Origin of the sequence: Citrobacter sp., assembly GCF_050252275.1 — a bacterium.
GTDB lineage: Bacteria > Pseudomonadota > Gammaproteobacteria > Enterobacterales > Enterobacteriaceae > Citrobacter_A > Citrobacter_A amalonaticus.
The window spans coordinates 1-15581 of sequence record NZ_JBFWLF010000082.1; the positions used below are offsets into that span (position 1 = coordinate 1).

Sequence of the window (15581 nt, forward strand, 5' to 3'; positions counted from 1 at the left end):
CGACTGATTCAGGACTTTGACGGCGTGTTTCACCACACCAGTGGGACAACGAAAACGTTAAGCAATAAAGCATCACGGGTGAAATTCCTGCTGCAAATCCGCAATACCGTCTCGCAGATCATTACGCTACTGCGTGAATTGTTTGAGGAAGTGTCGCGCCATGAGGTAGGGATGGATGTACTGACCAAATTACTCAACCGACGTTTCCTGCCAACCATCTTCAAGCGGGAAATCGCCCATGCTAATCGCGCCGGCACCCCCCTCTCTATTCTTATTATTGATGTCGATAAATTTAAAGAGATCAATGATACCTGGGGGCACAATACCGGTGATGAGATCCTTCGTCGGGTGTCTCAGGCTTTTTATGACAACGTTCGCAGCAGTGATTACGTTTTTCGCTACGGTGGCGATGAATTTATTATTGTTCTTACTGAAGCGACACAAACCGATACGCTACGTATTGCGGAGCGTATTCGCAGTCGCGTCGAGAAAACAAAAATAAAATCGCCTGCGGGGGATTTTATTCCGCTTTCATTGTCCATTGGGGCAGCAATGTTTAATGGTCATCCGGATTATGAACGTTTAATTCAGATAGCAGACGAAGCATTATATACCGCAAAAAGACGGGGCAGAAATTGTGTTGAACTGTGGAAACCCGCTTCTTAATGGGTATACGGAAGCAGAGGTAATAAATGAAGCTATCCGACGTTAAAAGCACCGGAGACAGCATCTTCATTCCTGCTCTTGAGCAGAACATGATGGGTGCCGTGCTAATCAATGACAATGACGAGGTTTTATTTTTCAATTCTGCTGCGGAAAAACTGTGGGGATACCGTCGTGAAGAGGTGATTGGTCAGGGGATTTCGATGTTGATCCCGCATGATTTACGCGCAGCGCACCCCGATTTTATCCGTCATAACCGTGAAGGGGGTCAGCCCCGCGTTGAAGGCATGAGCCGGGAATTGCTGCTGGAAAGAAAAGACGGGACCAAAGTCTGGACCCGTTTCGCCCTTTCCAAGGTCAACGTTGAAGGCAAAATTTTCTATCTTGCCTTTGTGCGTGACGCTAGCGTAGAGATGGAGCAAAAGGAACAGAAACGCCTCCTGGTATTGGCGGTAGACCACCTGGACCGCCCGGTAATCGTACTCGACCCTGAGCGGCGTATTGTGCAGTGCAACCGCGCTTTTAGCGAGATGTTTGGTTACGACATTACCGATGCAAAGGGTCAACAGCCGGACAACCTGCTCAACCTCCCCGAAGAGCCGTCGGACAATGGCCTGCGACTCACACAGTTACTCTGGAAAACGACCCGCGATCAGGATGAGTTTCTGGTAATCACCCGTGCGGGTGAAAAGATCTGGATTAAAGTGTCTATCAGTCAGGTTTATGACCGGCGAAACGCACTGCAAAATCTGGTTATGACGTTTTCCGATATCACCGAAGAGCGGCAGATTCGTCAGCTCGAAGGCAACATTCTGGCGGCGATGTGCAGTAGCCCGCCGTTTCACGAAATGGGCGATATTATTTGCCGCAATATTGAGGCGGTGCTGCGGGATACGCATGTTTCACTGTATGCCTTAAAAGATAACGTCCGCCAGTTCTGGGCGTCGTCATCGAAAGAGATTGACGCAAAAGAGGTGAACGTCTGGACGCTCACCATCCGTCAACGGGATGGTGAGCCAGCCGGGACGCTGTTAATTAAAACGGCGAAAGGAAAAGAGACCAGCGCCTTTATTGAACGCGTGGCAGACATCAGTCAGCATATGGCGGCCCTGGCGCTCGAACAGGAAAAAAGCCGACAGCATATTGAGCATCTCCTGCAATTTGATCCGCTCACCGGTTTGCCCAACCGCAATCATCTGCACTCCTATCTCGATGATCTCATTCACGGCGCGAAAGGGATTTCACCAGTGGTGTTTCTCATCAGCGTCGATCACTTCCAGGATGTTATCGACAGTCTCGGCTATGCCGTGGCCGATCAGGTCTTGCAACAGGTCATCAATAAAATCCGCGAGCGGCTCAGACCCGATCAGTATTTAAGCCGTATTGAAGGCACGCAGTTCGTGCTGGTCAGTGACGACAATGAAATGAGTAATATTACCCAGTTTGCGGATGAACTGATCAATATCGGCAGTGAAGCCACCCTGTTTGACGACAAACCCTTCCCGCTGACCCTCAGCATTGGAATTAGCTATGAAGCAGGAAAAAATCGTGACTATCTGCTGTCCACTGCGCACAACGCGATGGATTTTATTCGTAAAGCGGGCGGCAATGGCTGGCAGTTCTTCAACCCGGAAATGAACCTCGCGGTGAAAGAGCGTCTGCAATTGGGCGCCGCATTGAAAAACGCCATTGCCAATAACCGGCTACGACTGGTGTACCAGCCGCAGATCTTTGCTCAGACCGGCGAACTGTATGGTTTCGAAGCGCTTGCGCGCTGGAGCGATCCGGTGCATGGTCACGTCCCCCCGAACCGTTTTATTCCGCTCGCTGAAGAGACGGGTGAAATTGAGAATATTGGTCGCTGGGTGGTCAGAGAAGCGTGTCGCCAGTTGTCGGAGTGGCGCCAGCTGTCGCTGACCATTCCGACCCTGTCGGTGAACCTCTCTGCCCTGCACTTTCGCAGCAACCAACTGCCGGACCAGGTGTCGGAAGCCATGGTGGAATTTGCTATTCCGGGCGATCAACTGACGGTCGAAATCACCGAAAGCATGATGATGGAGCAGGATGAAGAGATCTTCAGACGCATTGAGATCTTACGCAACATGGGCGTGGGACTGTCGATCGATGACTTCGGCACCGGTTTTTCCGGTCTCTCCCGCCTGGTCAGCCTGCCCGTGACGGAATTGAAAATCGATAAAACGTTTGTCGATCGCTGCCAGACCGAGAAACGTATTCAGTCCTTGCTGGAAGCGATTATCACTATCGGGCAGAGTCTGAACCTGATTGTCATTGCGGAAGGGGTTGAAACGAAAGAACAATTTGAGTTGTTGCGCTCGATGAATTGCCCGGTGATTCAGGGATATTATTTTTCTCGCCCCCTACCAGCTGATGAGATCGCCGCCTGGATGCAGACGGCGTTGCCATTGAAAATCTGATTCATTGTGACGGAATGCCCGGTGGCGTTGTCGCTTACCGGGCTTCCTGACGTTACGGCAATTTAAACGACGACACCTGTAAGGCCAGCTCTTCTGCTTCCGCTTTTAAGATCTGCGTCCGCGCCGCGGCATCATCAATCAACGACGCGTTCTGCTGGACCGTGCTGTCCATTTCCGTAACCGCGAGCGTCACTTCGGCTACGCCTTTACGCTGTTCTTCCCCTGCGACGCGAATTTCGCCCATTAACTGACGCACCTGACGAACATGCCCCACCAGTTCCTGTAGACGATCGCCGGCATGATGAATTTGCTCGCTACTGTCATTGACGTGCGACACCGACTCATCAATGAGCGCTTTGATTTCCTGAGCAGCGGTCGCGCTACGCTGCGCCAGCGTTCTCACTTCAGACGCCACCACCGCAAATCCACGTCCGGCATCCCCGGCGCGAGCCGCTTCCACAGCCGCATTGAGCGCCAGGATGTTGGTCTGGAAGGCAATGCTGTCAATTACCGAGACAATCTCAACCATGCGGCCCGAAGAGGCGCTGACGTTATCCATGGTTGAAATCACCCCATGCATAACATCACCGCAGCGGTTGGCCGTTTGCGCCGTACTTTCTGACAGTTCATCCGCCAGTTGAGTATTACCCGCATTCTGATGAACGGTCGCATTAAGCTGTTCCATCGCAGCCGCACTCTCTTCCAGCGCAGCTGCCTGCTGGGTAACGCGTGTTGACAGCTCAGTATTACTGTCAGCAAGGCTAACGGCGTTATTCGCCACCACTTCACTGCTGCTGCGCACCGTAAGCAAAATGGCGGCAATTTTGTCCACGAAGAGGTTAAACGCCTCCGCAATCGCTGAAATTTCGTCCTTGCCCTTCACTTCTAAGCGGCGGGTCAGATCGCCGTCTCCCTGCGCGATATCGTCCAGTGCCTGCCGCGTGTCGTCCAGACGGGCAATCAACCGGCGAACCACCAGCCAGGAGCCCACCAGCAGCAACGTCATGACCGGGATCAGTACTTCAAGAACATCGCGCATCATGACTTTTGCCAGCCCGACGATGCGTTCTTGCGGTGTTACCAGTCCCACCACCCAACCGGTATCGGCCATCGGGAACAACATCACGCGTGATGGTGCGTTCAGAATGCCATCATTTTCCAGCGCCACGGAGGTGACATCGGTGGTTTCAGTGCGCAGTTTCTGCAAACGTTGAGCGACAGGACTCAGCCAGCCTGATGCCTTCACCAGATCGCCGACGGTCTTGTAGTGATCCCGATCGTTTTGTGGGAAATAGAGAATTTGCCCCTGTTTGTCGACCACAAAGGCGTATCCTCCGGTGCGTCCCCCCTGCTGCTGCATAAAGCTGGCGACGTTATCGAGTCGAATATCGGTGGTTGCCACACCGGCGAATTTACCCGCCAGTTGATAGGGAATGCTGCAGGTCACCATGTTGATTCCGGAAATGGCATCCTGATAAACATCAGACCAGACACAGTTTTCTTGCGAATGGCCCTTCGCGCCCTGATACCAGCTTTCGTTGTGGTAGCCATTGCCACCTGCTGCGTTGTATTCGTCAGAATACACCAGCTTATCGTCGGCAGCGCGCGCCCAGAAAAAGCTGCGCCGCGCAACACCAGGCGTAAACGCGTCCGGCTCAGGCCAGATCCCGCCCCCGGTGATGATCGAATTATTTTGTTCGCCGAGAATATGCGGCACGACAGCGCGGTACAGCGCTTCATCATTTGGCAGGACTTCAGCCAGTCGCGACAAACTGACGGTTTCTCCCTCAATACGTGACAGGACGCTGCTGAGTTGACGCGTCAGGCCATGCCCGGTCTCCTCGATCAGTGCCGTATTGACTTCAACGACGCGGGGTTGCCCGCGCCAAAGCATAATGACAACAATCACTAACGTCGTTACGGCAAGTAACGCGATCCCCCCGAGTGTCAAACGAGTCGAAATACGTGACGGATACCAGACCATATAAACATCCTTTTATTTTCAGGGTAATTTATATTCAGTATCGGCACGTATTTTTAGAGCTTTATACAGAATTCCGTATTGACTTAAATTAATAATGTGACGTTGTCACAAATAGCAAAACCCAGCACTCTGGCTGGGTTTAAATACATGCTTAATCTTATTTACTTAATTCTTTTTTGATTTCGTCTTTAATTTTAGTCAGTTCGCTCTGCGGATGTTTTTTACAGATTTCAACGGTCAGAGGAACCGCCGTTGTTACTGTTTCATCGAAAGTAACGTAGTCGCCGCCTTTAAAGTCTTCATCTTCGTTTAATACCCAGAAGGCAACCGGCGCCATTGTCTGCGGGTTCAGGTCAATGAACTCCTGGCAGCTCATGTTTTTAGGAGTGACGTCGGTTTTCGCGTCAGTGGTTGCTGCATTGACGCTGACACTGGTTAACAGCGCTGCCACTAAAATACCTGCTGTAGAAAGGGAAAATTTGTTCATTATGATGGCTCCGTTAATGATATAAATAACCTCTACATGAGCGCTTTAAACCGTTAATGTAGAACGAAAAGAATAATACCCTTCCTCTCACAGAAATAAATACACCCACACTGGTTATGGCTGTTATTGATATTTCCCGGTACCGATCCTGATGTTTGCCGTTTATTTCGTCGCGAGAGTGTGATCGCGCCTGCGTATCCGGCAGATAACCGCCCTTTCGCCTTACCGTTGCACCAAAACTGCACTACGCTGCACAAATGTTGATCATAAGTTAATTAATGCGGCATTAATTTAACAATTGTCGCCCGTCGCGGCGGCGTTTTTGAACATGGCACGCGTCCTGCATTGTTAATGAACTAACAGTCAGTGGACATTTGACAGCCTGGTAACAGCGAGACGGTGATGACAGCAAAACCTGAGTTACTGAACCGAATTGAACAGACCTTCAGCCTGCATACGCCGAGTGAAAAGCGGGTTGCCAGTTGGCTGTTGACCCACGTGGCGCAAATCCCGTTTGAAACCGCCGACAGCATTGGCAAAGCGACGGGCACCAGCGGGATTACCGTTGGGCGCTATCTGCGCAAAATCGGCTATCGCAATCTGGAAGATGCTAAAGCCAGCCTGCGTGAACTGCCTTCTGTCCCCTATCAGCCCTGGGGGATGAACGAACGTCTGGACTCCTGGCAACAACAGCAACAGTTGCCGGACCGCGCGCGGCAGTCGCTATCGCTGGAGATTGACGCGATCGCCCATGTTTATCAACTGGCGCAAGGGGACGCTTTCCAGCGTATTACCCGACAACTGGCGCAGGCGGAAGCGGTGTATGTCCTGGGGATCCAGTCGACGCGGGGGATCGCCAATGCCTTCTTCAGTCATCTCGAATATCTGCGTCCTCGGGTGAACTACTCCGAAGGGCTCTCCGGCAGTTGGGTGGAATCCCTCAACTCCGGATTTGAGAAACCGTATGTGGTGCTGACCGATACCCGCGCTTACTCCGCCATCGCCCGGCAGTACTGTCGCGTCGCCAGCGAACGGCACATTCCGCTCGCGCTGATCACCGATGTCTGGTGTCCCTGGGCGCGGGATTACCCCATTGATTTACTGCAGGTGAAAACGGACACCGGACATTTCTGGGATTCGCTGGCGCCGGTGAGCTGCCTGTTCAACCTGCTGCTTTCCGGCGTGGCGGAACAACTGGGCGATTCACTTACCGGGCGGCTACAGACCAACCGCCAGTTACAACAAGAATTTGGTCAATTCGAACAATAAACAGGAAACGTGCTATGTCTGAAACTCCGCAACTGGTCGATCTGTCGGTGATTTTTCCGACGCTGGATATCGACCTCAAATATGCGACCGCCGATAACCTGACCGGCGCGCCGATTTATCGCGAATCGCGCTGCCTGCTGCACCAGGATGCGGTCACCGCGCTGGCGAAAAGCATCAGCATTGCGCAACTGGCGGGCCTTTCTCTGGTGGTGTATGACGCCTATCGTCCGCAACAGGCACAGTCAATCCTGTGGGATGCCTGCCCCGATCCGCAGTACGTAGTCGATGTAGCCATCGGCTCGAACCACAGTCGCGGAACAGCCATCGACGTCACGCTGAAAGACGCCAATGGCAAGATCCTCGATATGGGTGCGGGTTTTGATGAAATGCACGACCGTTCACATGCATATCACCCTTCTGTTCCTGCCGCTGCACAGCGTAACCGGCTGTTACTCAATGCCATTATGTTTGGCGGTGGCTTTGTCGGCATCAGCAGCGAGTGGTGGCATTTTGAGTTACCCGCCGCGAGTCGCTATCCGCTGTTGGAAGACTGTATTGCCTGTTTTCCCGTGACAACCACAACAACACATACCTCTTTTTGATTCCGGAGCGTCGTCATGAAAGTAACTTCGTTGTTTCGTCCCGCGTTGATTGCCGTTTCCCTGGCGATGGCCCTGCCTGCGGTCCAGGCTGCCGTCCCGAAAGACATGCTGGTGATCGGTAAAGCCGCTGATCCGCAAACCCTTGATCCGGCGGTGACTATCGATAATAACGACTGGACAGTGACCTACCCGTCCTATCAGCGTCTGGTGAAGTACAAAACCGAAGGCGATAAAGGCTCAACCGAGGTGGAGGGTGACCTGGCAAGCGGCTGGAAAGCCTCTGACGACCAGAAAGAGTGGACTTTTACGCTTAACGATCAGGCCAAATTTGCCGATGGTTCCCCCGTCACCGCTGAGGCGGTGAAACAGTCCTTCGAACGCCTGCTGAAAATCAGCCAGGGTCCGGCAGAAGCGTTTCCTAAAGATCTCAAGGTAGACGCGGTCGATGCACACACGGTGAAATTTACCCTCAGTCAACCGTTCGCCCCGTTCCTTTACACGCTGGCCAATGACGGCGCGTCCATCATCAACCCGGCGGTGCTGAAAACGCATGCCGCAGATGACGCCCGTGGTTTTCTGGCACAAAACACCGCAGGTTCCGGGCCGTTTATGCTGAAAAGCTGGCAGAAAGGCCAACAGCTGGTGCTGGTCCCGAACCCGCATTACGCCGGTCCAAAACCGAACTTTAAACGCGTATCGGTGAAAATTATCGGCGAGAGCGCGTCGCGTCGTCTGCAACTGTCGCGCGGCGATATCGACATCGCGGATGCCCTGCCGGTGGATCAGCTCAACGCGTTAAAACAGGAAGGCAAAGTTGCCGTAGCTGACTATCCGTCACTGCGCGTGACCTATCTCTATCTGAACAACAGCAAAGCACCGCTGAATCAGGCGGATCTACGCCGGGCGATTTCCTGGTCCACCGACTATCAGGGAATGGTGAAAGGGATCCTCAGCGGCAACGGCAAGCAGATGCGCGGGCCGATCCCGGAAGGCATGTGGGGTTACGACGCCTCTGCGTTGCAATACAACTTTGATGAAGCCAAAGCGAAAGCGGAATGGGAAAAAGTCGCCAGCAAACCCACCAGCCTGAGCTTCCTCTATTCCGACAACGATCCGAACTGGGAGCCGATCGCCCTTGCCACTCAGGCCAGCCTCAGCAAACTGGGAATTACCGTCAAGCTGGAGAAACTGGCGAACGCCACTATGCGTGATCGTGTAGGCAAAGGTGATTACGACATCGCCATCGGCAACTGGAGCCCGGATTTCGCTGACCCCTATATGTTCATGAACTACTGGTTTGAGTCTGACAAGAAAGGACTCCCCGGTAACCGCTCGTTCTATGAAAACGCCGATGTCGACAAGCTGTTGCGCAGTGCGCTAAGCACCACCGACCAGGCCGCCAGAACCAAGGACTACCAGCAGGCGCAGAAAATCGTCATTGATGAAGCGGCCTACGTCTACCTGTTCCAGAAGAACTACCAGTTAGCGATGAACAAAGAGGTCAAAGGCTTCGTGTTCAACCCGATGCTCGAACAGGTCTTTAATATCAGCACCATGAGCAAATAAGCCACGTTAATGCGGAGCCGTACAGGCTCCGCAAGGGGAAGCCAATGACTTTCTGGAGCATTTTGCGCCAGCGCTGCTGGGGACTTGTCCTTGTGGTGGCCGGCGTTTGCGTCATCACCTTTATTATTTCGCACCTGATCCCAGGCGATCCGGCGCGCCTGCTGGCGGGCGACCGGGCGAGCGACGAGATTGTCGAAAACATTCGCCAACAGCTTGGGCTGAATCAACCGCTGTATGTGCAGTTCGCGCGCTACGTGAGCGATGTCTTCCAGGGGGACTTAGGCATTTCCATTCGCACCGGGCGTCCGGTGATGGAAGAACTGCGCGTCTTTTTCCCGGCAACGCTGGAACTGGCCTTTTGTTCACTGCTGCTGGCGCTGGTCATCGGTATTCCGTTGGGCATTCTTTCCGCCGTCTGGCGTAACCGCTGGCTGGATCACCTGGTACGTCTGATGGCAATCACCGGTATTTCGACGCCAGCCTTCTGGCTGGGGCTGGGCGTCATCGTGCTGTTTTACGGCCATCTGCAAATTTTGCCGGGTGGTGGTCGACTGGATGACTGGCTGGATCCGCCAACGCATGTAACCGGGTTTTATCTGATCGATGCCCTGCTGGAAGGCAACGGTGAGGTCTTTTTTAATGCCTTACAGCATCTGATTTTACCGTCGTTGACGCTGGCGTTTGTTCACCTGGGAATTGTGGCGCGGCAAATCCGCTCCGCGATGCTGGAACAGCTCAGCGAAGATTATATCCGCACGGCGAAAGCCAGCGGTCTTCCCGGCTGGTACATCGTGCTGTGTTATGCGCTGCCCAACGCGTTGATCCCGTCAATTACCGTGCTTGGACTGGCGTTGGGCGATCTGTTGTATGGCGCGGTACTGACCGAAACCGTCTTTGCCTGGCCCGGAATGGGCGCCTGGGTGGTGACCTCTATTCAGGCGCTCGATTTCCCGGCTGTGATGGGCTTCGCCGTGGTGGTCTCTTTTGCCTATGTACTGGTCAATCTGGTGGTGGATCTGCTCTATCTGTGGGTGGACCCGCGCATTGGGCGTGGAGGTGCTGAATGATGTTAACCGAAGAGACGCCGGTACGCGTGACGCGTCGGCGCATTGACTGGGCCAGACTGCTCTGGCTGATGAAAAGCAGTCCGCTGACGATGATTGGCGGTGTGATTATTGTCCTGATGCTGTTGTTGATGGTGCTGTCGCCGTGGATTACGCCTTACGATCCGAATGCGATCGATTTAAGTGCGCGGCTGCTGCCGCCAACGGCGGCGCACTGGTTCGGAACCGATGAGGTTGGACGCGACCTGTTCAGCCGCGTGCTGGTGGGCAGCCAGCAGTCGATTGTCGCCGGGCTGGTGGTGGTCGGGATTGCGGGCGGTATTGGCTCACTGCTCGGCTGCCTGTCCGGCGTCATGGGCGGTCGCGCTGACGCCATCATCATGCGGATGATGGATATTATGCTGTCGATCCCCTCGCTGGTGCTGACGATGGCGCTGGCCGCAGCGCTCGGGCCGAGCCTGTTTAACGCGATGCTGGCGATTGCCATTGTACGTATTCCCTTTTACGTGCGTCTGGCGCGGGGACAAACGCTGGTCGTGCGCCAGTTTACCTATGTTCAGGCCGCCCGCACGTATGGCGCTTCCCGCAGGCATTTGATTAGCTGGCACATCCTGCGTAACTCGTTGCCGCCGCTGATTGTGCAGGCATCGCTGGATATTGGCAGCGCCATTCTGATGGCGGCCACGCTGGGCTTTATCGGGCTTGGCGCTCAGCAACCGAGCGCCGAATGGGGCGCGATGGTCGCGATTGGTCGTAATTACGTTCTCGATCAGTGGTGGTATTGCGCTTTCCCTGGCGCCGCCATCCTGATCACGGCCGTCGGTTTTAACCTGTTCGGTGATGGGATCCGTGATTTGTTGGATCCGAAAGCAGGAGGAAAACAGTAATGACTCAACCGGTGCTGGAAATAGACGATTTACACTTGAGTTTTCCGGGATACAAGGCCGACGTTCACGCCCTGAGCCATGTGTCGCTGCGCATTCAACGCGGCGAGATTGTTGGCGTGGTGGGTGAATCGGGTTCAGGGAAGTCAGTCACCGCAATGCTCACCATGCGCCTGCTGCCGGAAGGCAGCTACCGCATTCATCAAGGGCGCGTCTCGCTACTGGGCGAAGATGTGCTGAACGCCAGCGAGAAACAAATGCGTCAATGGCGCGGCGCGCGCGTGGCGATGATCTTCCAGGAGCCGATGACGGCCCTCAACCCAACGCGACGTATCGGCCAGCAGATGGTGGAAGTGATTCGCCATCATCAGACGGTGAGCCGTGCGCAGGCCAGGGAAAAGGCGATTACCCTGCTGGAGGAGATGCAGATCCCCGACGCCGCCGGCGTGATGACCCGCTTTCCGTTTGAGCTTTCAGGCGGCATGCGTCAGCGGGTAATGATCGCCCTTGCCTTCTCCTGCGAACCGGCGCTGATCATCGCTGATGAACCTACCACTGCGCTGGATGTCACCGTACAGTTGCAGGTGCTGCGCCTGCTGAAACACAAGGCCCGCGCCAGCGGTACGGCCGTGCTGTTTATCAGTCATGACATGGCGGTGGTATCGCAACTGTGCGATCGGCTGTACGTGATGTATGCCGGCAGCGTAATTGAAAGTGGTCAGACCGATGCCGTGATCCACCATCCGACCCATCCTTATTCGATTGGCCTGCTGAAATGCGCTCCGGAGCAGGGAGAAGCGCGCCAGCCGCTGCCGGCGATCCCTGGCACCGTACCGGATCTTACCCGCCTGCCGCGCGGCTGCGCGTTCCGGGATCGCTGCTTTGCCGCGGGCCCGCTTTGCGAAACGGTACCCGCCATGAGCCCGCATGGCGCTGGCGACCAGCACTCGGCCTGCTGGTATCCTCATCTGGAGAATCCCCATGTCTGAAACGTTACTGGCTTTACACGATGTGCACGTCAATTTCCCGGCGAAGAAAAACTGGCTGGGACGGGTCACCGAACGCGTGCATGCGCTCAACGGCATGGATTTACAGATCCGCCGGGGCGAAACGCTGGGGATTGTCGGTGAGTCCGGCTGTGGGAAAAGCACACTGGCGCAGTTGCTTATGGGAATGCTAAAGCCCAGCCAGGGACAGTATCAACAGGATTCATCGTCGACCGAAATGCAGATGGTATTTCAGGACCCGCTCTCCTCACTGGATCCACGTCTGCCGGTGTGGCGAATTATCACCGAACCGGTGTGGATTCAAACACGCAGCAGTGAACGGGAGCGACGGGCGCTGGCGGCAACCTTAGCCAGCCAGGTCGGGATCCGTCCGGAATATCTCGATCGTCTGCCGCATGCTTTCTCCGGCGGACAGCGCCAGCGTATCGCGATTGCCCGGGCATTGTCGTCAGAACCGGATGTGATCGTGCTGGATGAGCCGACCTCCGCGCTGGATATTTCCGTCCAGGCGCAGATCCTGAATCTGCTGGTTGCGTTGCAGGCCAGTCGCAATCTGACCTACATTCTGATCTCACATAACGTCTCGGTGGTACGTCATATGAGCGACCGGGTGGCGGTGATGTACCTCGGGCAAATCGTCGAACTCGGCGATACCGCGCAGGTGCTCTCCACCCCGGCACATCCTTATACCCGTCTGCTGCTGGATTCCGTACCAAAAACCGGCGTGCCGTTGGCTGAAGAACGGGTGATTCGCAAAACGGAATTACCTGGCAACCGGGTACTGCCGACGGGCTGTTTTTTTCGCGACCGGTGCCCGTTGGCGACCCACGGCTGCGAAACTCGACAGGCGCTGCGCAGGCTTGATGCGGGAACGGACGTTCGTTGTTGGCGTGCCTGATAATGCCCGGGAATCGTAGGCCGAATTCAACGTATTTATGCCCGGTCAGCATCACGCGACCGGGCAATACTGCCGTTACGACTTCAGTTGATAATCGAGGGTGATTTCAGCTTTTAGCACCTGCGACACCGGGCAGCCGGCTTTCGCTTTCTGAATAATACCGTCGAAGGTGGCGGCATCGATTCCCGGCACGTTCACTTCGCTGTGCAGCGCGATTTTGGTAATCGCAAAACCGGCATCAACTTTGTCCAGCGACACGTCAGCCGTGGTGTCGATAGCCTCCGGCGTAAAGCCCGCCTCACCAAGCATCAATGAAAGCGCCATTGAGAAACAGGCAGCATGCGCTGCGCCGATCAACTCTTCCGGATTGGTGCCTTTCGCCCCTTCAAAACGGGTATTGAAACCATAAGGCTGCTGGTTCAGCACGCCGCTTTCCGTCGAAACGGTGCCTTTTCCGCGTTTGATGTCGCCTTCCCAGTGTGCCTGACCTTTCTTATGGATTGTCATCGTTCGCTCCTTATTGTCGTCGGGATAACAAGTATAGGACGCTCATCCGATTTCGTGGCCGTTAGCAGAGACTTCTTAATTCCCTGCTTACACATTGACCTTTCCGATTAAATGTCCGACTATCAATCAGGTCGGTATCCATCGGTACCGTCGACCTTAAGGGTTATATTTCGTCCGCAGTCATATGGACTCATCCTTGAAACCAGTAACAGGATAAAGGAGTTAGAATGAAATCGAACCGTCAGGCCCGTCATATTCTTGGACTGGACCATAAAATCTCCAATCAGCGCAAAGTGGTGACTGAAGGTGATAAATCCAGCGTGGTGAACAACCCTACCGGCAGAAAACGCCACGCAGACAGCAAAAAGTAACCGCACAGCCCGAATATGACGATAAACACCATCGCAAACGCGATGGTGTTTTTGCTTACAAAAGCCTTAATTCATGCACGATGCTTTATACTCTGTGCCCGATGCCCTGGCGGAATGGCAACATATTATAAAAAGTGCCAGGGACGGATATTCAAAAAAAGAGTGAGTGACATGGAAACCAAAAGTAAAAAACTGCGTTCCCTTTATATTCCTTACGCTGGCCCTGTATTGCTGGAATTCCCCTTACTGAATAAAGGCAGTGCATTCAGCATGGAAGAGCGCCGTAACTTCAACCTGCTGGGGTTACTGCCGGAAGTGGTTGAGTCGATTGAAGAACAGGCAGAACGTGCCTGGATCCAGTATCAGGGATTCAAAACGGAAATCGACAAGCATATCTACCTGCGCAATATCCAGGATACCAACGAAACCCTGTTCTACCGACTGGTTAACAACCATCTCGATGAGATGATGCCAGTGATCTATACCCCAACGGTAGGTGCGGCCTGTGAACGTTTCTCCGAGATTTATCGTCGCGCGCGCGGCGTGTTCATCTCTTATCAGAACCGCCACAACATGGATGACATCCTGCAAAACGTCCCCAACCACAACATCAAAGTGATTGTGGTCACCGACGGTGAGCGAATTCTTGGTCTTGGCGATCAGGGGATCGGCGGGATGGGTATTCCCATCGGTAAGCTTTCGCTGTATACCGCCTGTGGCGGCATCAGCCCGGCCTACACCCTGCCCGTCGTGCTGGATGTGGGAACCAACAACCCGCAACTGCTCAACGATCCGTTATACATGGGCTGGCGCAATCCGCGCATCACCGACGACGAATACTATGCGTTTGTCGATGAATTCATTCAGGCCGTTAAGCATCGCTGGCCGGACGTTCTGCTGCAGTTTGAAGACTTCGCGCAGAAAAACGCCATGCCGCTACTTAACCGCTATCGCGACGAAATCTGTTCGTTCAACGACGACATTCAGGGCACCGCCGCGGTGACCGTCGGTACGCTGATCGCCGCCAGCCGGGCGGCAGGCAGCCAGCTTAGCGAACAGAAAATAGTTTTCCTTGGCGCGGGTTCCGCTGGTTGCGGTATCGCCGAACAGATCATTGCTCAAATCCAGCGGGAAGGATTAAGTGAAGAAGCCGCGCGTGAGAGAGTCTTCATGGTGGATCGCTTTGGCCTGCTGACTGACCAGATGCCGAATCTGCTCTCCTTCCAGACCAAACTGGTACAGAAGCGTGAAAATTTGCAGGCGTGGGACAGCGACAACGAAGTGCTGTCGCTGCTTGATGTGGTCCGTAACGTTAAGCCTGATATTCTGATTGGGGTTTCCGGGCAAACCGGTCTGTTCACTGAAGAAATCATCCGCGAAATGCACAAGCATTGCCCGCGTCCGATCGTGATGCCGCTGTCTAACCCCACCTCGCGTGTGGAAGCGACGCCGCAGGACATCATCGCCTGGACCGAAGGCAACGCGCTGGTCGCGACCGGTAGCCCGTTTATGCCGGTGGTCTGGAAAGACAAAGTCTATCCCATCGCCCAGTGTAACAATGCCTATATTTTCCCGGGGATTGGGCTGGGTGTGATTGCTTCCGGCGCCTCCCGCATTACCGACGAGATGCTGATGTCCGCCAGTGAAACGCTGGCCCAGTACTCGCCGCTGGTGCTCAACGGTGAAGGTCTGGTGTTGCCTGAACTGAAAGACATTCAGACCGTCTCGCGCGCCATTGCGTTTGCCGTCGGGAAGATGGCGCAGCAACAGGGTGTGGCGGTGAAAACCTCCGCTGAAGCGCTGTTGCAGGCTATCGAAGAGAACTTCTGGCAGGCGGAATATCG

The 15581-nt window shown here is 54.5% G+C and carries 14 protein-coding genes; 11 read left to right on the forward strand and 3 right to left on the reverse strand.

Translation table 11 applies throughout. The features are described 5' to 3' along the window. Positions 1–666, forward strand: a 666-nt coding sequence (locus tag AB7E14_RS09180) for a diguanylate cyclase (protein ID WP_428169481.1), incomplete at its 5' end; no start/stop codon positions are given. A gap of 26 nt (positions 667–692) precedes the next feature. Beyond that, a complete protein-coding gene (dosP, locus tag AB7E14_RS09185; protein WP_316961656.1) occupies positions 693–3098 on the forward strand; it encodes an oxygen-sensing cyclic-di-GMP phosphodiesterase DosP in 2406 nt (801 codons plus the stop codon). Between the two features lie 52 nt (positions 3099–3150). Here dosP and AB7E14_RS09190 read toward each other — a convergent pair whose 3' ends face one another. Next, positions 3151–5082: a methyl-accepting chemotaxis protein gene (locus AB7E14_RS09190; RefSeq protein ID WP_316961657.1), complete on the reverse strand. Its 1932-nt coding sequence runs from the start codon at positions 5080–5082 to the stop codon at positions 3151–3153. A 157-nt stretch (positions 5083–5239) separates the two neighbouring features. Further along, on the reverse strand, positions 5240–5569 hold the full coding sequence (gene hdeB, locus AB7E14_RS09195) for an acid-activated periplasmic chaperone HdeB (RefSeq protein WP_043000705.1): 330 nt from the start codon (positions 5567–5569) through the stop codon (positions 5240–5242). A gap of 402 nt (positions 5570–5971) precedes the next feature. On the opposite strand from hdeB, the gene AB7E14_RS09200 reads away from it, so the two are divergent. The 7 genes from AB7E14_RS09200 to AB7E14_RS09230 are packed head-to-tail and all read left to right on the forward strand — an operon-like array spanning position 5972 to position 12859. Beyond that, positions 5972–6838: a MurR/RpiR family transcriptional regulator gene (locus AB7E14_RS09200; RefSeq protein ID WP_044267623.1), complete on the forward strand. Its 867-nt coding sequence runs from the start codon at positions 5972–5974 to the stop codon at positions 6836–6838. Between the two features lie 14 nt (positions 6839–6852). Beyond that, complete coding sequence (gene ddpX / locus AB7E14_RS09205; RefSeq protein ID WP_044267621.1) at positions 6853–7440, forward strand: D-alanyl-D-alanine dipeptidase; 588 nt, start codon at positions 6853–6855, stop codon at positions 7438–7440. Between the two features lie 15 nt (positions 7441–7455). Beyond that, positions 7456–9006: an ABC transporter substrate-binding protein gene (locus tag AB7E14_RS09210; RefSeq protein WP_044326787.1), complete on the forward strand. Its 1551-nt coding sequence runs from the start codon at positions 7456–7458 to the stop codon at positions 9004–9006. Between the two features lie 44 nt (positions 9007–9050). Continuing rightward, positions 9051–10073 (forward strand): ABC transporter permease, encoded by a 1023-nt coding sequence (locus AB7E14_RS09215; protein WP_044326786.1) that lies wholly within the window; start codon positions 9051–9053, stop codon positions 10071–10073. After that, positions 10070–10957 (forward strand): D,D-dipeptide ABC transporter permease, encoded by an 888-nt coding sequence (gene ddpC, locus AB7E14_RS09220; protein ID WP_316961658.1) that lies wholly within the window; start codon positions 10070–10072, stop codon positions 10955–10957. Before AB7E14_RS09215 ends, ddpC begins: the two co-directional genes overlap by 4 nt. After that, entirely contained in the window at positions 10957–11943 is a 987-nt protein-coding gene (locus AB7E14_RS09225; protein WP_044257945.1) for an ABC transporter ATP-binding protein, read from the forward strand. Before ddpC ends, AB7E14_RS09225 begins: the two co-directional genes overlap by 1 nt. Then, positions 11936–12859: an oligopeptide/dipeptide ABC transporter ATP-binding protein gene (locus AB7E14_RS09230; RefSeq protein ID WP_043000698.1), complete on the forward strand. Its 924-nt coding sequence runs from the start codon at positions 11936–11938 to the stop codon at positions 12857–12859. The genes AB7E14_RS09225 and AB7E14_RS09230 overlap by 8 nt, the downstream gene beginning before the upstream one ends. Before the next feature lie 75 nt (positions 12860–12934). On the opposite strand, the gene osmC is transcribed toward AB7E14_RS09230, so the two are convergent. Next, complete coding sequence (gene osmC / locus AB7E14_RS09235; protein ID WP_043000697.1) at positions 12935–13366, reverse strand: peroxiredoxin OsmC; 432 nt, start codon at positions 13364–13366, stop codon at positions 12935–12937. A gap of 227 nt (positions 13367–13593) precedes the next feature. Between osmC and sra the strand changes: the two genes are divergently transcribed. Both sra and AB7E14_RS09245 read left to right on the forward strand, forming a co-directional pair. Then, positions 13594–13737 carry a stationary-phase-induced ribosome-associated protein gene (sra, locus tag AB7E14_RS09240; protein WP_042319017.1) on the forward strand — a complete coding sequence of 48 codons (144 nt, stop codon included), beginning with the start codon at positions 13594–13596 and terminating at the stop codon, positions 13735–13737. A 171-nt stretch (positions 13738–13908) separates the two neighbouring features. After that, a partial coding sequence (locus AB7E14_RS09245) for an NAD-dependent malic enzyme (protein WP_428169482.1) occupies positions 13909–15581 on the forward strand: 1673 nt, incomplete at its 3' end.